Here is a 17,377-nt window from a genome sequence, read left to right as displayed (position 1 = left end):
TGGCGAAGAAGAAGGACGCGTCGAACCCGGTGTACTACGTGCAGTACGCCCATGCGCGCATCTGCTCCATCCTGCGCAAGGCTGCCGATCCGGCCGACGCCGCGGCTGCCGAGGCCGGCGACATCACCATGGCCGAGCTGGCCGCGAAGGTGGTGCCCGAGAACTGCGATCTCTCGCCGCTCACACACGTCTCCGAGCTGGCGCTCATGCGCAAGATGGGCGACTTCGGCAACTTGATCGCCCTGGCGGCCCGCGACCGCGCGCCGTTCCGCCTGACGCACTACGCCCAGGATCTGGCTGCGCTGTTCCACCAGTTCTACACCAACTGCCACGTGCTTACCGAGGACGCCGACGTGCAGACGGCCCGTCTGGCCCTGTGCGACGCCACGCGCATCGTGCTGGCCCTCAGCCTGAACCTGCTGGGCGTAAGCGCGCCGGTGAAGATGTAGTTAGTTCCGTTCGCCCTGACGGGGCGAACGGACCTGTCGACGCTGCGGTTCCGACAGGCACCTGCCCTTGCCCCTTGTTTTCGCCCAAGCGTACCGAAGTACGCTTGGGCGAAAGGCGGGGCAATTGCAGGCACCTGTCGAAACCTCGCTGACTTTGCCTAACCTATGCGATAATATGTAGTGGTTTACTTGGGGCTATAGCTCAATGGTGGAGCAGGGGACTCATAATCCCTTGGTTCTCGGTTCGAGTCCGGGTGGCCCTACCAGCAATGAGAAGGCCCCCGCCAGTGTTGGCGGGGGCCTTTTTGGTGCTTGGGTTGCTTGGGTTGCTACGGGGCGATCCCCCGATGGATCGTGATAGAGGGACGTATGCCTGCCGCGCTCCGTGCCCTACGGGTTGCAGCGCTTGCAGGGGTCGTAGCCGCGGTTGAGGATATTCTTGCGTGTGTCTTTCACGTCTTCGCGATTCTTGTCGGCCATCTGCTTGACCGAAGAGCAGCTGGGAACGTGGAACTTCTTGGTGTTGGTGTTCAGCACGTAGTCCTGCTTGCTCTTAGAGGTGCCGGCGTTATCTTTGCTGGAGTTCCCCTTGTTGCTGGAGCTCGAGCTGTTCTTGCTGCTGGAAGACGACTTTTTGCTATCGGAGCTTATCTTGCTGCCAGGAGCATCCGCGGCGGCCTTGTTGTCGCCCGTGGCGTAGTCGATGACGACGCCGGGCTGTACGTTGTAGCAGAAGACATTGAAGCTAATGCCATCGCCCTGGTCTTCAAGCGATTCGGCTTGCATCTGCACGCCGCGTGCCACGAGCTCTTTCTTGACGAAGATGGGCGTTACACGCATGAGCACATGGTTGCCGGTAGCGTCGACGTAATCGTCCACGGTATTCTCGAAGGGCAGCATGCCGTCGATGTTCAGGTAGCGAGTACCCGTGATAAGGTTGCAGACATTGGCGTTCTCGCCCGTCAGCTGATATCCCAGCAAGTGACAGCGGTTGAACAGGTATTTTCCGTCCACGAAGTCATACTTCGCCAGTTGCCAGCCCGAGGGCTTGACGCTGCCGATGGAGCCTCGCTTCTCCGTGGGCTGCGTCTCGGGCCCCACGACGGCGAAGGTGTCGGTGCAGCGCCCCAGCTTGTCCAAGTCCCCGTAGATCTCGGTGCCGTAGGCTGCTTTGCGGTCTGTCGAGGAGAACGTCGGATCGCCGTCGTTGACATAAACATAGGGGCTGCCATCGTAGGCGGGGAGGGAGTCCCAGGTGAGCGGCTTGGCGGAGGAGGTGCTAGCGTTGTCGGCAGCCGACGAGGAAGTGCTTTGCGCGTCGACGGCTTCGGTGCCAGTGGTGTCTTCGGATGGGGGTTCGATTTCTGCGTCGGCTGCGTCGCTCGAAGAGTCTTCGGCGCCAGCTTGCTCAGCTTCAGCATCTTGCTTTGCGCTTGGGTCTTCGCCGGCTGTGGGGCTTCCGCTTGCGTCGCTTCCAGGGCCCTCTTCGGAGGACGTGTCGGCCAGCATTGTTTGCGCTGCGGATGAGGACTTGTCGGGGGCGCTGTTTGCATCAGATGAAGAGGCGCCAGTGCAGCTGGTAAGCGCAAAAGCCAAGAGCGCACTGATTAGGAGCGCGACTCCGCGGAACCGTGCGTTGGTGCGGAGTGCGCTCCGAGAGGAGTCGGGAGCGTTGCGGACGCTTCTGGCGCCGGAGGTCTGACGGGGCGTCTGCGAGGATGAGCTACGTCGGCTCATCGGCGATTCCGCTTCGTGGCGTGCGTCGTGCCTGTTCATTGCGACCTCTTCCTTCCGCTATTCTCTCGGGCTTGTTTATAGCACAAGAGGCGTCCCGGTGGTCAAAAATCAATCGAGGCGGGGGTTTGGCGCGAAAAACGACTTTTAAGGTCGCAAATCCGTCGAGGCGGGGTTTTTGCGGGGAAAAGAGGCGTACCGAGATTAGGATCGGACCTTTTTCGGCTACCAAAAGAGTGGATTTTGTCATAATAGGGGCAAAGCGAGCTCGATGCCGAAAACAAAACCCCCGCCTCGACGGATTTGCGACCTTAATCGATCGATTTTTTGCAAAAGTATCATCCTCGAGCTGTTTTTGACCAGGTCAGCAACTCACGTCCGTCACCTACCATCCGCTTCAGCAACCTCCGTTAGAGAAAGTCGCTACCGATGAACTCCTTGCCTGATACGTTTGCCCGTACCCGTCTTCTTCTGGGACAAGAGGGCCTGGATCGCCTCGCTCACGCCCGAGTGGCTGTGTTCGGTGTCGGTGGCGTGGGCGGTTACGTGGTCGAGGCCTTGGCGCGCAGTGGGGTGGGGGCACTGGATCTTGTCGACTCCGATGAGGTGGATCCGACGAACCTCAACCGGCAGATCATAGCTACGCTTGATACGGTTGGGCGTCCCAAAGTGGCGGTGGCCGCCGAGCGCGTGGCCTCTATCAATCCTGCATGCCAGGTAACCACGCACCAGTGCTTCTTCTTGCCCGAAACGGCCGATCAGTTCGATTTTACGGCCTACGACTATATCGTGGATGCGGTGGACACGGTAAGCGCCAAACTGGCTTTGGTGGAAGCAGCTCACGCTGCGGGCGTCCCCATTATCTCTAGCATGGGCGCGGGCAACAAGCTCGACCCGACGGCGTTTCAGGTGGCCGATATTGCGAACACTTCCGTAGATCCGCTGGCCCGCGTTATGCGCAAAGAGCTGCGCAAGCGCGGCATTGGGTCCCTTAAAGTGGTGTATTCCACGGAACCCCCGCGCGAGCCTTTTCCCGATGGCGAGCGGGTGAAGGAAGGCAGCCGTCCGGCTCCCGGGTCGGTGGCGTTCGTTCCCTCGGTGGTGGGTCTTATTATTGGTGGGGAAGTGGTGCGCGATCTGGCGGGCGTCGCGCGGGGGTAGTGCTCCAGCCAGCGGCAGAGGATGACGCGCCAGTGGCTTCTGAAAAATAATGCTTGCGCCCAAGCACCGACATCCCTATAATTCAACCTTGCGCGAAATGGTGGGTGTGGCCTAGTTGGCTAAGGCGCCAGATTGTGGCTCTGGAGATCGTGGGTTCGAGTCCCATCATCCACCCCAGCGCGCTTGAAAAATTAGGTCTTGCAAACAGGTTTTGTTTGGTCTAAACTATTCAAGCGCTTTGCGCAGCAACCAAGTGCACCAGTAGCTTAGTTGGTAGAGCAGGGGACTCTTAATCCCAAGGTCGAAGGTTCGAGTCCTTCCTGGTGCACCACTGAAACCGCAGGTCAGGAGTATTGCACTCCTGACTTTTTTGTTTCATCTGGGATGAAACTCCGGTTCATCCCAGATTCATCCCAGATCTTCGCGAGGGCCGTCCCAGATTTTTCGGGCGCTCTCTTGGGCTGATTCTCAAAAAAGCCCCGACCCTCTAGTGCGCTTGTGATATTCGGCGATCCTATGAAAGCTATCCGGGGTCATGACCGCACCCTGTTCGCCTGGCGCTCCATGTCCGTCTTCATGGGACTGAGCTTGCCGCGGCGGATTTCTTCCCAATTCTTACGCTTGGCTTCTGCACTCTGCGCGACAAGGCAAAATGTGCCATACTTTGGGGCAACGTATCTTATTACTGGTAAGGATCTCATTCCCTTATGGAAAAAACTATTATCGAAACGTCCGACCGCCGCTTGGCGCTGCTCATTGACGCCGACAACGTGTCGGCCCGCTACTTGAAGCCCATCCTGAACGAGCTTTCGAAGTACGGCACGGTTACCATCAAACGCATTTACGGCGACTGGACGCTCACCTTGCACGCTAAGTGGAAGGACGCCCTGCTGGAAAACTCCATTACGCCCATCCAGCAATTCGGCTACACCCAGGGCAAAAACGCCACGGACTCGGCCATGATCATCGACGCCATGGACATCCTCTACACCGACAACGTCGACGGGTTCTGCCTGGTGTCCAGCGATTCCGACTTCACGCGCTTGGCCAGCCGCCTGCGCGAGAGCGGCCGCATGGTCATCGGCATGGGCGAGAAGAAGACTCCGACGCCCTTCCGCCGCGCCTGCGACGTGTTCACCACGCTGGAACTGCTGGTGCAGAAGAAGAACGAGCGCAACGGCGGCAGCGGTAACGCCGTGCCGAAGGACTCGGTGGAGCAGGCCGTGGTTGACATCATCACCGACAACCAGAACAACGGCAAGGCCACGGGTCTGGGCGAGATCGGCAGCCGTCTGCAGAAACGCTACCCCGACTTCGACGTGCGCAGCTACGGCACGAACCTACTGTCCAAACTGCTGGAGGAATTCACCCGCGTGCGCATCACCAAGGACCACAGCTCCGTCACCGTGGAGCTGGCCGAGGGCGAGGAGCCTGTGGAGCGCAAGGAGGAGCGTCCCTCCGAGGCCTCTGAGGACCGTTCTCCGCGCAAGTCGCGCAACCGTCGCAATGGGCGCAACGACAAGGCCGAGAAGGGCTCGGCATCGACGGCCGAGGAGCGTGCCGCTGAGGTGCCGGAGTCGGCGGCCGAGGAGCGCAGCGCTGCTGTTGCGGAGCAGGTTGCTCCTGATCCGGCTGCTTCTGAAGAAGCAGCTGAACCGCGCGAGACCGTGACGGAAGTGGTGGTTGAGGAAACTGCTGGCGAGCCGGCTGGTGAACTGGCCTCTGAGCCTGCCACCGATGAAGCACCTGCTCGACGGGTGCGCAACCACCGTGGTACGCGCCGCGTCGTGGCCAAGAAGCCCGCTCGTCTGACCGAGGGTGCCGCCGCGTCGGTGGCAGGGCTGCTGAAGGAGGGCGCTGCTGACAAGGGCGCCGTCGCTGGCGAGCAAGCCGCTCATGCCGGGAAGGATGCCGCATCTGAGGCGCCAGTCGCTGCTGCCGAGACGGTTGCGCCTGCTGCGGATGCCTCAAGCGAAGAACCGCGGGATGTGAAGCCCGGCCGCAAGGCGCGCGCCCAGCGCAAGGCGGCGCAGCAAGAGGCTACGGAAACTGCTGCCAAGAGCGAGAGCCCCGAACAGCCGAAGGAAGCTGCGGCTAAAAAGCCGGCCGCCAAGAAGCAAACTCCTAAGAAGTCCGCAACCCCTAAGAAGAGCCAGTCTGCGGCGCCGTCGAAGAAGAATGCGGCCTCGAAGGACGAAGCGTCTTCCTCGAAGGATGCCAAAACCTCTGACACCTCTTCTGCGGCTTCGACGGTCGAGAAGCGCTCCGCCAAGAAGCCCGCTGCGCCCCCCAAGAAACAGCCGGCCAAAAAGGCGCCGGCCGTTGCGCCCAAGAAGCGCGCGAGCAAGAAGGCTCCCTCGCCCGATACGCCTCAGGGCTACATCCATCAGCTGGTGGCCGATGCTGGTAGCGAGGGCATCCTGCTCTCCACTGTTACCGACGGCGTGCGCGCAAAGTTCAAGGACTTCAAGGTGCGCGATCTCGGTTTCGCCCAAATGCGCCAGTACATGGCTTCGACGGGCCAGTACCAGCTGGAGAAGAGCGGGCGCAACTTCCGCGTGCGTCTGGTGTAGAGCCCGATCTCGGCTGCGAGCTCGGTTCGTCGTTCGCGCGAGCGCCGGAAGCGCGACGGTTTCGACTATCCCGGACATTTCGCGGGGGCGTTCACCGAGCGCCCCCGCTCTTTTTCTGAAAAAGCCCCCTTGCAAATAAGGGGTTTTGCCCTCATATTCTAGAATGAGGCATTCATTCGAAGATGATTGTGGGGAAGTGAGGCGCGCTCTGTGGAGACTTTGACCCTTGGGCTGTTCATGCTGGCCGCCGTGCTGGCCTCCTCGCTCATCGATCAAATCATTCCCCGCGTGTCGCTGCCCTTGGTACAAATCGGCCTGGGCCTGCTCATTGCCATTGTGGCTGGCGGCGATATCGAAATCACGCTCGACCCCGAGCTGTTCCTGGTGTTCTTCATTGCCCCGCTGCTTTACGACGAGGCAAAACGTGCTGACAAAGAAGCCCTTTGGCGTGAGCGAAAACCCGTGCTATCTCTGGCTATCGGTCTGGTGGTGGCCACCACGCTCGTCATCGGCTTCGCGCTGAACGCTATTGTGCCCTCCATTCCTTTGGCGGCGGCCTTCGCGTTGGGCGCGGCTCTGGGGCCCACCGACGCCGTGGCGGTATCCTCGTTGTCCAAGCAAGTGGACATTCCAAAGCGCCAAGCCAGCATGTTGAAGGGCGAGCTTCTGCTCAACGACGCCTCGGGCATCGTGTCGTTCCAGTTCGCCGTGGGAGCGGTTACCACAGGTACGTTCTCGCTGCTTCACGCCAGCGAAGACTTCCTCGTCGAGTTTCTGGGTGGCCTCCTGTTCGGCGCCATCCTCGGCTTTATCGGAAACTGGGTGGTGCGCAAGGCTCGCGATATTGGCGTCGAGAACACGAACTTCCACGTGTTGTTCGAGGTGCTCATCCCGTTCCTTGTCTACCTTATTTCCGACGCCTGCCATGTCAGCGGCGTTATTGCCGTGGTGGTGGCGGGGCTTATCAACGTCACGTCGCCGCGCGGCACTATCGGGCCCTCGGTTTCACGCATGAACATCGTCTCGTCCAGCGTGTGGCATGTGCTTACCTATGCTCTGAACGGTATCGTGTTCGTCATGCTGGGCACCCAACTTCCCAACGCCATGCACGACACCTGGGACAACGTGGCCATCCAAAACAGCACGCTCATTCTTTTGGTGTTCGGGCTCACGTTCCTGTTGCTGTTTACGCGCTTTGTGTGGGTGCTGGTGATGGACTACCTGCACGTGCGGCGCAAAGAGCGGCGCTGGTTCTCTACCGATGATCTGCGCAGTGTGCTCATCACGACGTTCTCGGGGGCCAAGGGCACCATCACGCTGTCCATCATGTTCTCCATTGCGCCCAATATTATGCTGCGCCCCTATGCCGTGCCGTTCCCTCAGCGCGACCTGCTTATCTTCCTGGCCTGCGGCGTTATTGTGTGCACGCTGTTGCTGGCTACGTTCGTGGTGCCGCTGTTGGCGCCGAAACGCGACGAGGGGGAGGGGGAGCGCCTTCGCCAAGAGCGGGACGCCGAGACCACCCTGGAGATCATGCGCAACGTCATCGAGATGCTGACGGCACAGCAGACGGCCGAGAATCACGTGGAGACGCGGGCCGTCATTCGCTCGTACAACGATCGTGTGGCGCGCATCAAAGAGACGAACGGCATCGAGGACGAGCCCAATGTGGCGCTGCGCTTGAAGGCGCTCAGCTGGGAGCACGAGCGCGCCATCGAGCTCATGGAAAGCGGCGACGTGTCCGCGGTGGTGGGCTACCAGTACCTCAGCCGTCTCGAGCGCATGATGCATCTGCTTGAGCACAGCGGCCAGATCGGCGGCATGCACGCGTTCCGCATCCGTCTGCGCGCGCTCCTGCACCGGGGTGTGAACGCCGTGCTGCGCGAGCTTCCCGGCCACACCATGGCCGCCCGTACCGAGGAAATGCGGCAGCTGCAGGTGAAGTGCCGCGTGTACGCCATTCAGCATTTGGAGGATGCCGTGGCCTCCAGCCAGGTGTCCACCGAGGACGCGGCGGCGCTGCTGCTGGAATACCAGCGCAGCCTGGGGGCGCTGCACAATTCGGTGCCCACGGTGACCGCCGTCATCAAGGTGGAAGATCGCACCGACGATATCAAGCGTTTGGCCTACCATTACGAGCTCGAGCAAATTCAGGAGGCCTACGAGGAGGATCGCCTCTCGCGCATCCACGCTCGCCGCCTGCGCGAAAACGTGCAGCTCATGCAGATGGATCTCGACGACACAGTGTAGGCGCTCGGCTGTTTCTCCATCCCTTAACGCCTCTTTAAGATTTACTGAGCGAAAGTTTAAGTTTCATCCCGCTGGCTCTGCTGGCGGGACGTTCTCCTTTATGGTTGGAGTGGGGTCGCTGGCAACGAGTGCGACTCTGGTCCCTGTGTCCCGGAAAAGGAGGATCCTATGAAGGAACTGATGCTCAAGCGCAAGGGAATGCTGTTCTGCTGCGCCATGGCTTTGGCGGCGGCCGCTCTAATCGGCGTTGGCGCTGCCCAGGCGAATGCGGCCGATCTAGAGGCGGTTGAGGATGAGACGTCAGCAGCCGTGGCGGTTGACGACAAGAAGGCGGATGCTGTTGACGAGGCTGCCGTGGATGAAGGTGCTTTCGAGGGCGACGCCGAAGAGTCGGCCGACGAGGACACCGTGAGCACGGTTGCCCATCAGCAAGAAGAAGACGCTATCGACGAAAGCGATGGCGACGAAAATGTGGAGCTGGTGGCCGTAGAGGAGAAGACCGCCACGGTCGCGCGAGCGGAGGCGACTGATGATTCCCTTGAGGACAACAGTGTTGAGGCGCCTGAAAATGGCGAGATAGCGCTGGTGGACGAGGCTCAGAGCGAGCGCATCGATGAGGAGCCGCCCGAGTTGGAGGAATGTCCCGCCAGCGAGTTGGACTAGTGCTCGGTGGGCGTCTATGCCCAGAGTGCTTGCCAGTTGAATCGTGTGCTGTCCTCTTACATGCAAAGGACCCCTCAATGAGGGGTCCTTCTGGTACCTGCACTAGTGCTGGGTAGGGCGGCTAGTACACCATGCCCATGGCCTCGCGCACTTCGTCCAGAGTAGCGTTGGCAATTTCATTGGCCTTGCGATTGCCCTCATGGAGGATTTCGCGCACATACTCGGTGTTGCCCTCCAACTCGCGACGACGCTCGCGGATGGGGGCCAGGTAGCTGTTGACCGACTCGGTAACGTAGCGCTTCAGGGCGCCCGCGCCGTCATTGCCAATTTCAGCGGCGATGTCCTCCTCGGTGCGACCGGTGGTCAGCGCCGCGGTGGTGAGCAGGGCCGAGACGCCCGGGCGGTTCTCCTTATCGAAGGTGATGAAGCGCTCGGAATCGGTCTGGCTCTTTTTGATGAGCTTGGCGGTTTCCTCTTCCGTGGCGGAAAGCGCGATGGCGTTGCCGTAGCTCTTCGACATCTTGCGGCCGTCGAGACCGGGGATTTCCACAGCTTCGGTGAGCAGTGCCACCGGCTCGGGGAACACGTGGCCGTAGCGCTCGTTGAAGCGACGGGCAATCTGGCGCGTCTGCTCAATATGGGGCAGCTGATCTTTGCCCACGGGCACGATGTTGCCCTTGCAGAACAGAATGTCGCAGGCTTGGTGTACCGGATAGCTGAGCAACAGGCCCGTGAGCGCGTGGCCCGAGGCCTCCTGCTCGGCCTTCACCGTGGGGTTGCGCAAAAGCTCCGCCTCGGTGACCAGCGACAGGAAAGGGAGCATGAGCTGGTTCAGGGCCGGCACGGCGGAGTGGGTGAAGATGATGGTCTTCTCGGGGTCGATGCCGCAGGCCAGGTAATCGATGACCATGTTGTACACGTTGTCGGCGATGTTGGCCGTGGTGTCGCGGTCGGTGATGACCTGGTAGTCGGCAATGAGCACGCGGGTCTTGATACCCATGTCCTGATGCTTGACGCGCTCCTTCAAGGTGCCGAAGTAGTGGCCCATATGCAAGCGTCCCGTCGGGCGATCGCCCGAGAGCATGGTGTACTTCTCGGGATGGATTGCCAAGTCGGCGTTGACCTCGTCGCTCATCTTCTTCTGCGCGAGGAAAGTTTCGCTAGTGAAATCGCTTGCCATGGAGCCGTCCTTTGGGTCGAAAACTAAAGTTGTGAATATATTGCTCTAGTATACAAGATTCCCTCTTGCATGTTCCTTGGAAGCCGTGTATTATATTTAGCCGTCGCAAGTTGCTAAGCCACTTGCACAACCCTTCGGTCGCTTGGCTCAGCGGGAGAGCATCGCCTTCACACGGCGGGGGTCACAGGTTCAAATCCTGTAGCGACCACCATGAATTCGCAGGCCGGAAGTGAAAAGCTTCCGACCTGTTTTTTGTTTTCGGAGCTGGCTCAAATGGCAAGACGGGGTTATGGGGCAAAAATGCGTCCGCTCCCAATTGCGTTAGATGGCGAGTAGCTATTGATTGGTTCGTGGCGCCCTGGTCAAATCAGGGGTGTTTTCCATCCGAGGGTGTTTTCCATCGAGCCGAATTCCGCAATCTGTTTTCCCAGGTCAGGGGAGTGCGGCTTGACGTGATTTGCGGAGCCCTCTTGCGAAATGATGGAAAACACCCCTGATTTGACCAGAAATCGCTCATTTTTGAGGGGCGGATGGAAAACGGGCTGTAATTGAGGGCTGGTCAATCGGGTGCCGGTTTCCATCGTGAGGCCTACGGAGCGCTGGCGTTAATGGGTTTGGGAGGTCCGCAGCTTGCTGGGGCAGCCTTCGGCTCGGCGCATCAACCCGCTGGGGCCGATGCCCGATGGCTGCCGGGGCGTTGCAGCGCTCGTGCCCCTACAGCCCCATGAACAACTTGGCCAGCAAAAAGCCGATGAGGCCGCAGCAGGGGAAGGTGATGACCCAGGCCACCACCATGTTCTTGGCGATGGACCAGTTCACACGCTTCAGATTCTTCGAGGCTCCTACGCCCATAATGGCGGCTGTGGAGCAATGGGAGGTGGACACCGGCATGCCGGTGATGGAAGCCACGAACAGGGTGATCACCGTAGAGATGGAGGCGGCCAGGCCCTGGTATTTCTCGAGCTTCACCATGTCCATGGCTACGGATTTGATGATGCGCTTGCCGCCGACTAGGGTGCCCAGCGAAATGGCCAGCGAGCACAGGATCATGAGCCACAGCGGGAAGTTCGTCTCGCCGCTGGATTCCATGCCGAAGGCCAAGGCAATGCCCAGAAGGCCGATGGACATGAACTTCTGGCCGTCTTGGGCGCCGTGAAGGAATGACAGAGCGCAGGCGCAGATGTCCTGGAACACGATGCAGATTTTGTTGGTGGTGGAAAGCTCGACGGAGTCGAAGAGGAACTCGATGAGCCGCGTGGCAAGCCAGCCCAGAATAAAGCCAGCCACCAGGGAGAACACCATGCCGTAGATGACCAGCATCCACTCGCTGAGCACCACGCCGGCAAGGCCGTTCATGGCAATGGCGCCGCCGGTGATGCCGGCAATAAGCGAATGGGACTTGGAGGCCGGAATGCCGCGGAACCAGCAGAAAATGCCCCAGCCTATGGAGGCTATCATGGCCGCCATCAGTGCCATAAGAGCCTGGTGCGTGTTGCCCGAGAAGTTGACCATGTTGAACATGGTGTGGGCTACGGCGGTGGAGATGTAGGTCATGCCCAAAAGCCCCACGAAGTTGAAGACCGCCGCCAAGCCAAGGGCCACGCCGGGCTTAAGGCAGCGTGTCGACACCGCCGAGGCAATGGCGTTAGGGGCGTCAGTGGCGCCCGAAATAACCGTCACGCCCACAACAAGGGCCAGGATAACGAGCAACACCGGGTGAGATCCGGCCTGATCAACGAAGGTCAGAAGGGTCAAGTCCATAGATACGGCTCCGTCTCTTCACAGACTTCGCGCGAAAGCGCAGTGCTCCTATTCTATAACACTCTGGCTCATTAAACGGCGTTGAGCGAAAATGATCGGGAAAGCTCTCGTCAGGATACGGCTCGATGCACTAAACTACCTCCGTGGCTTGGCGGCTGCTCTGTTGTCGCTGGCCCTTTTTTCCGCAGCGATATACCAGGACGTTTTCATGATCCTTCAGACTGAACATATTTCGAAATCCTACGGTGGCCGCCAGCTTTTCCACGACGTCACCTTCCGCTTGGAAGAATACGATCGCCTGGCCTTGGTGGGCCCGAACGGCGCTGGCAAGACCACGCTGCTGAACATTATCTCGGGCGAGGACGACCCGGACGAGGGCCGCGTGCTCTTTGCCAAAGGGGCCCGCGTGGGCTACCTGGAGCAGGAGGCCATTGAGATGGGCGACTTGCCGGTGTTCGAGGAGGTCATCTCGTCGCAGACCGAGGTGCTCGAGGCCGAGCGCCGCCTGCATAAGCTGGAGGCCGAACTGGGAGCGAACCCTACGGAGGCCCAGCTGGCGGCCGTGGGCCGTGCCCGCGACGCCTACGAGATGATGGGCGGCTACACCCTGGAGTCGAAGGTGCGCAGCGTGCTCTTCGGCCTGGGCTTCGCCGAGAAGGACATGGAGCGCTCCACCACCGAGTTCTCCGGCGGTTGGCAGATGCGCATCGCCCTGGCGAAGCTTCTCATCCGCAATCCGGAGGTGCTGCTGCTCGACGAGCCGACCAACCATCTGGACCTGGAATCGGTGAAGTGGCTCGAGGGCTTTTTGCGCGGCTATGCCGGCACTGTCATCGTGGTGTCCCATGACCGCGCCTTCATGGACAACATGGTGGATCGCGTGGCCGAGATCGATAACGGCGAGGTCAACCTATACAAGGGCAACTACTCGAAGTATCTGAAGGAGCGCGAGGAGCGCCTGGAGCGGCTGAAGGTGGAGCGCGCGAAGTCGCTGGAGGAGATCGCCCACCTGCAGGCCTTCGTCGACCGCTTCCGCTACAAGGCCACCAAGGCCAAGCAGGCTCAGGAGCGCGAGCGCCGCATCGAGAAGATCAAAGAGACGCTGCCTGTCATTCCCGAAGAGAAGAAGACGGTGCATTTCAACTTCGTGCAGCCGCCGCGCACCGGCGATGAGGTTGTGCGCGCCCGTGGCCTGGTGAAGCGCTATGGCGATCACACGGTGTACGACGGTGTGGACTTCACGATGTACCGCGGCGACAAGGTGGCCCTGGTGGGGCCCAACGGCGCGGGCAAGTCCACGCTGCTCAAGATGATCGCCGGGGTGGAAAAGCCCGATGCGGGCACCATCGACTATGGCGTGAACGTCGACCTGACGTACTATGCCCAGCATCAGTTAGAAGAGCTGCATGCGGGCAACACCGTGTTCGAAGAGCTGGACCACGCGGCTCCGGGCTGGTCGATTTCCCAGGTGCGCAGCTTGCTGGGCGCGTTTCTGTTCACGGGCGATGCTGTGGACAAGAAGGTGGGCGTGCTGTCCGGTGGCGAGAAGGGCCGCTTGGCTTTGGCCAAGATGCTGGTGGCGCCCAAACCCTTGCTGTGCCTGGACGAGCCCACCAACCACCTGGATATCTCCAGCGCCGACGTGCTGGAGCAGGCACTTCAGCACTTTGAGGGTACCATCTTGTTCATCACGCACGACCGCCATCTCATCCGCGGCGTGGCCAATCGCATCGTCGAGGTGAAGGATGGCAAGATTACCAACTACGATGGCGACTATGACTATTACCTGTACAAGTCGGGTCAGTTGGACAATCCCGATACGGCCGATCGCTCGGTGGTGGACGAGGTGCTGGAGGATACGGGCATCCACGGCAAGGGGAGCGCCGGTGCGGTAGAGAAGCGCAAGCCTGGCGGTGCAGCGGCGGGCAAGATCACGGTGAACCGGCGCCGCGACCGCGAGGGAGGGGCGACGGCGGGTGCGCCGGCTGCGTCGACCCGCGCAGCCCAGCCGGCGGCAGATCCCACGCAGCTCACGGCCCCCAAGGGCAGCGCGCCCAAGACCAAGGAGCAGAAGCGCCGCGAAGCCGAGGCTCGCAACCGCGCCTACGCCGCACTGAAGAACCACCGCAAGCGCATCGCCCAGCTGGACGAGCAGATGGAGCGCGACAACGCGCGCATGGAGGAGCTGCTGGCCCTGATGGCCGACCCCGACTTCTATGTGAACGAGGATGCCTCCTCCGATGCCATTGCCGAGCACGCGAAGCTCAAGCAGCGCCTGGCGGCAGCTGAGGAAGAATGGTTTATGCTCACCGAGGAGCTGGAAGAGGAAATGGCCCGTCAGCAGGAGCAACTATAGCGGGTCGTCCGGTCCGCGCCAGGGGGCATCCTGATTCGCTCAAACAGTCCTCGCTTGGTGAAACAGCCCACTGGGCTGTTTCAGTCGCTGTGGAACTCGCTCGGTCAGGACGTCCCCTGTCGCGGGCCTACTCGTTGGAGGCTGATATGCTAAACCTTGTTCTTGTTGAACCGGAGATTCCGCAGAATGCGGGGAATATTGCGCGGACGTGCGCGGTGACGGGGTCGCGGTTGCATCTTATCGAGCCGATGGGCTTTCGGCCCACGGAGAAGAACCTCAAGCGGGCCGGGTGTAACTATTGGAACGACGTGGACATTGTGCGCTGGCCCTGTGTGGAGGCGTTCCTTGAGGCTCACGCCGCCGACGAGTTGCACCTGTTCACGGGGGCTGCGCCCCGTCTGTACACTGAGGTGGCTTACGGCTCCGAGGCGTTCCTGCTCTTTGGTCGCGAGAGTCGGGGCCTCGATCCGACGCTCATCGAACGATTCGCCGATGCCTGCGTGCGCATTCCCATGCGGCCGGAGCTCGACTCGCTCAATGTGTCCAATGCCGCCGCCATTGCCGCCTACGAGGCCCTTCGCCAGCAGGGCTTCCCGGGACTCTCGTAACGCCGTCGCCCCCGAACCGCTGTTTTCGGATCCGTCGCCTCCGAGCCGTCGTCGCCAGGTCGTCGGTCCCGGGTCGCCTACGAGCCGTCCTCTCCGGGCAACCGCCGTCGACCTGGGTCGCGCTTGAATCGCTCTCTCTGGGCGTCGCCCCTGGCTCGTCCTCGGCCTGCCGTCAGCGCCGTCGGTCTAAAGGCTCGGGCTCCTACCCGATGCCTGGGGTTCGGCTCCCTCGTCATTCGCTAAGGTACTGCGAAACTGAGCGACGACGAGGAGCTGGCTTTCGTGCAAACTTTCGAGCTTATTTTGTTCCTGCTGGCGGCGGTTATTGCCTCCAGCATCCTGGAGAAGTTCTTGCCGCGGGTGTCCCTGCCGCTGGTGCAGGTGGCGCTGGGCGTGGGCATTGCGCTGGCAGTGACCACGCCGCTGGAGTGGGGCATCGATGCGGAACTTCTCCTCATTCTGTTCATCGCGCCGTTGCACTTCAACGAGTCGCGTCATGTTGATTCCGGGGCGTTGTGGAGCAACCGCTGGGGCATCGCCTCGCTGTCGGTGGGCCTTGTGTTCGCCATCGCCTTTGGCTGCGGGCTTGCTCTGCACGCTCTGGTGCCGGCTATTCCGCTGGCCGCTGCTGTGGCTCTGGGCGCCGCCATGGGCTCCACCGATGCCGTGGCCGTAACGGCGTTGACCCACGATCGCCGGTTCGGCCGTCGTCACGAGGCGCTGCTCAAGGGCGAGGCGCTGTTCAACGATGTGACGGGTACGGTGGTGTTCCAGTGCTGCATGAATATCATCGCGGTCGGCGCCTTCTCGGTCATGCACGCCGGCGAGGAGTTTGCCCTCGACCTCTTCGGCGGCTTGCTCGGCGGGTTCATCATGGGCGCGCTGGCCTGGGGGCTGCTGGAGCTCATTCGCCGCGCCGGCCTCGACAATCCCACGCTCCACGTGATGCTGGAACTGCTGCTGCCCTTCGTCATCTACTTGGCGGCGAAGTCGCTTCATATCGGGGCGGTCATTGCCGTGGTGGCGTCGGGCCTGATGATGTCGCTTCTGCCGCAGCGCCACAGCGCCGAAGCGGCCCGTACTAAGTTGCAGGCCAAAAGCGTGTGGGAGACCATCGAATTCGTGCTGAACGGTATCATCTTCGTTATCCTGGGCATGCAGCTGCCGCGTCTTCTGCGCCCAGCCGCCGATGGCGCGCTCAGCGATCCTTGGGGCCTGCTGGCCATTGTGGTGGTACTGACGCTCGTGCTGGAGGCGGTGCGCTTCCTGTGGATCCTGGGGATGGATCTGCACGCCGCCGCTCGCGAAGGACGCTCCCTGACCAGCTGTCTTGATCGCGCCCACCTGAAAAGCACCCTGGCCATGGCTTTCGCCGGCGCCAAGGGCGGCATCACCCTTTCGCTCATGCTGACCATGGGGGCCGCGGTGCCCGATCGTGCCGAGCTCATCTCAGTGGCCTCGGGCGTGATTGTGCTCACGCTGCTGCTGGCAAATTTCGCGGTGCCGGCGCTGGTACCTTCGAAGCGATCGGCGCGGCGTACCCGCGAGCGCGTGGACGCGGAAATCGACTTGGTGTGCCAGGTCATTGCCTCCATCGAGGCCGACGCGCACTTTACGGGCGCCGTGCGTTCCGTGGAAGGGGCGGCAGACGGGGCATCGGGTGCGGAAAGTGCGCACGCCAATCAGGCGCTCGGGGAGGTTGGCACAACGGTGGCAGAGGCGCGGCATGCGGAAGGGGAGGGCGCTGAGGCCGAGGTCGGAGCCGCGGCCGAGGGCGTGCCGATCATCGATGAGCCGGCCACGGCCATTGTCATGAAGCGCTACGCCGACCTGCTGCAGGATCTTGCGCCGGCGGCCAGCGCTCCAGCTGCGCGCCGCGCCCGCGCCGAGGCCGCTCGGGTGGATGCCCTCTTCGACCAGCTCGACCAAGTGGCTCGCGACGCCGTGCTCTGGGATGGGGAAGAGGACGAGAGCGATGGCGATGGCGCCGACGGAGGCGTGGTGACGTTGGCGGGAGAGGGTCCGCGCAGCATCTCGGCTCACTTCCGCGCCATGCGCGCCACCCATGACGCCATCGAGAATGTGCAGGAGCAGGCCTTGGTGCGCGAACTGCAGCTTATCAAGGAGCTGGTGGCCGAGGGGAAGATTTCCGCCTCCCATGCCAAGGAGCTGCGCAACACTGTCTACATCCAGCAATTGGTGCTCGACTAAGACGCTCAAGCCCAGTCCGTGGCCGGCCTGCTTTTCGTGCCACTTCCAGGGAAGCGTTCCGGCGCGGGCGGCGTGGCTCATTCGACAGCGCTCCCGCTCCCTCTCGTCGGCGGTTTCTGTGGGTTTGCGACGCAGGGTGGCGCGGGACGGTCGGCGGTGCGCTACACTACCAGGCTATGGTTAACATTCCTTACATCATTTGCGCGGTACTCAGCTTCATTCCGGCCCTCGTGCTCCACGAGGTGGCCCACGGCTATGCCGCCTACAAGCTGGGCGATCCCACGGCCAAGGCCTCGGGGCGCCTGTCGCTCAATCCGCTCAAGCATATTGACCTGTTCGGTACGGTCATTTTGCCGCTGTTGCTGATGGTCATGGGCTGGCCGGTGTTCGGCTACGCGAAGCCCGTGCCCTACAACCCCCGCTACTTCAAG

The 17,377-nt window shown here is 61.5% G+C and carries 13 protein-coding genes and 4 tRNA genes; 13 read left to right on the top strand and 4 right to left on the bottom strand.

Annotation, left to right across the window (positions count from 1 at the left end; translation table 11 throughout):
* Both QZ307_RS08210 and QZ307_RS08205 read left to right on the top strand, forming a co-directional pair.
* Positions 1-449 (top strand): DALR anticodon-binding domain-containing protein (locus tag QZ307_RS08210; protein ID WP_295998453.1); only part of this gene is annotated, 449 nt, incomplete at its 5' end.
* A gap of 191 nt (positions 450-640) precedes the next feature.
* Positions 641-715 (top strand) — tRNA-Ile (locus tag QZ307_RS08205).
* A gap of 124 nt (positions 716-839) precedes the next feature.
* On the opposite strand, the gene QZ307_RS08200 is transcribed toward QZ307_RS08205, so the two are convergent.
* Entirely contained in the window at positions 840-1,958 is a 1,119-nt protein-coding gene (locus tag QZ307_RS08200) for a DNA/RNA non-specific endonuclease (RefSeq protein ID WP_295998449.1), read from the bottom strand.
* 654 nt (positions 1,959-2,612) lie between these two features.
* Between QZ307_RS08200 and QZ307_RS08195 the strand changes: the two genes are divergently transcribed.
* The 6 genes from QZ307_RS08195 to QZ307_RS08170 all read left to right on the top strand — a co-directional run bounded on the left by QZ307_RS08195 (position 2,613) and on the right by QZ307_RS08170 (position 8,830).
* Positions 2,613-3,344 carry a tRNA threonylcarbamoyladenosine dehydratase gene (locus tag QZ307_RS08195; RefSeq protein ID WP_295998445.1) on the top strand — a complete coding sequence of 244 codons (732 nt, stop codon included), beginning with the start codon at positions 2,613-2,615 and terminating at the stop codon, positions 3,342-3,344.
* A gap of 100 nt (positions 3,345-3,444) precedes the next feature.
* A tRNA-His gene (locus QZ307_RS08190) sits at positions 3,445-3,521 on the top strand.
* Positions 3,522-3,599: 78 nt separating this feature from the next.
* Positions 3,600-3,675 (top strand) — tRNA-Lys (locus QZ307_RS08185).
* Between the two features lie 376 nt (positions 3,676-4,051).
* Positions 4,052-5,917, top strand: coding sequence for an NYN domain-containing protein (locus tag QZ307_RS08180; protein ID WP_295998443.1), 1,866 nt, complete (start codon positions 4,052-4,054; stop codon positions 5,915-5,917).
* A gap of 210 nt (positions 5,918-6,127) precedes the next feature.
* Positions 6,128-8,167: a sodium:proton antiporter gene (locus tag QZ307_RS08175; protein WP_366143062.1), complete on the top strand. Its 2,040-nt coding sequence runs from the start codon at positions 6,128-6,130 to the stop codon at positions 8,165-8,167.
* Between the two features lie 168 nt (positions 8,168-8,335).
* Positions 8,336-8,830: a hypothetical protein gene (locus tag QZ307_RS08170; RefSeq protein WP_295998440.1), complete on the top strand. Its 495-nt coding sequence runs from the start codon at positions 8,336-8,338 to the stop codon at positions 8,828-8,830.
* A 121-nt stretch (positions 8,831-8,951) separates the two neighbouring features.
* Here QZ307_RS08170 and trpS read toward each other — a convergent pair whose 3' ends face one another.
* Entirely contained in the window at positions 8,952-10,010 is a 1,059-nt protein-coding gene (gene trpS, locus QZ307_RS08165; RefSeq protein ID WP_295998437.1) for a tryptophan--tRNA ligase, read from the bottom strand.
* A gap of 136 nt (positions 10,011-10,146) precedes the next feature.
* Between trpS and QZ307_RS08160 the strand changes: the two genes are divergently transcribed.
* Positions 10,147-10,221, top strand: a tRNA-Val gene (locus QZ307_RS08160).
* A gap of 151 nt (positions 10,222-10,372) precedes the next feature.
* On the opposite strand, the gene QZ307_RS08155 is transcribed toward QZ307_RS08160, so the two are convergent.
* Both QZ307_RS08155 and QZ307_RS08150 read right to left on the bottom strand, forming a co-directional pair.
* Entirely contained in the window at positions 10,373-10,591 is a 219-nt protein-coding gene (locus QZ307_RS08155) for a hypothetical protein (RefSeq protein WP_295998434.1), read from the bottom strand.
* 133 nt (positions 10,592-10,724) lie between these two features.
* Positions 10,725-11,771, bottom strand: coding sequence for an inorganic phosphate transporter (locus tag QZ307_RS08150; protein WP_295998430.1), 1,047 nt, complete (start codon positions 11,769-11,771; stop codon positions 10,725-10,727).
* 208 nt (positions 11,772-11,979) lie between these two features.
* Here QZ307_RS08150 and QZ307_RS08145 point away from each other — a divergent pair, with 208 nt between their 5' ends.
* The 4 genes from QZ307_RS08145 to QZ307_RS08130 form a co-directional block, all read left to right on the top strand.
* Entirely contained in the window at positions 11,980-14,127 is a 2,148-nt protein-coding gene (locus tag QZ307_RS08145) for an ABC-F family ATP-binding cassette domain-containing protein (protein WP_295998428.1), read from the top strand.
* A gap of 146 nt (positions 14,128-14,273) precedes the next feature.
* The gene (locus tag QZ307_RS08140) at positions 14,274-14,735 is read left to right on the top strand and encodes a tRNA (cytidine(34)-2'-O)-methyltransferase (protein WP_295998422.1); all 462 of its coding nucleotides are present in this window, start codon (positions 14,274-14,276) and stop codon (positions 14,733-14,735) included.
* A gap of 282 nt (positions 14,736-15,017) precedes the next feature.
* The gene (locus tag QZ307_RS08135; protein WP_295998419.1) at positions 15,018-16,946 is read left to right on the top strand and encodes a sodium:proton antiporter; all 1,929 of its coding nucleotides are present in this window, start codon (positions 15,018-15,020) and stop codon (positions 16,944-16,946) included.
* A gap of 176 nt (positions 16,947-17,122) precedes the next feature.
* Positions 17,123-17,377, top strand: a 255-nt coding sequence (locus tag QZ307_RS08130) for a site-2 protease family protein (RefSeq protein WP_295998412.1), incomplete at its 3' end; no start/stop codon positions are given.

This window comes from uncultured Adlercreutzia sp. (assembly GCA_910585575.1).
Classification (GTDB): domain Bacteria; phylum Actinomycetota; class Coriobacteriia; order Coriobacteriales; family Eggerthellaceae; genus Adlercreutzia.
The sequence above is the reverse complement of the archived record's forward strand: the minus strand, read 5'-3'. Positions and strand labels throughout refer to the sequence as shown.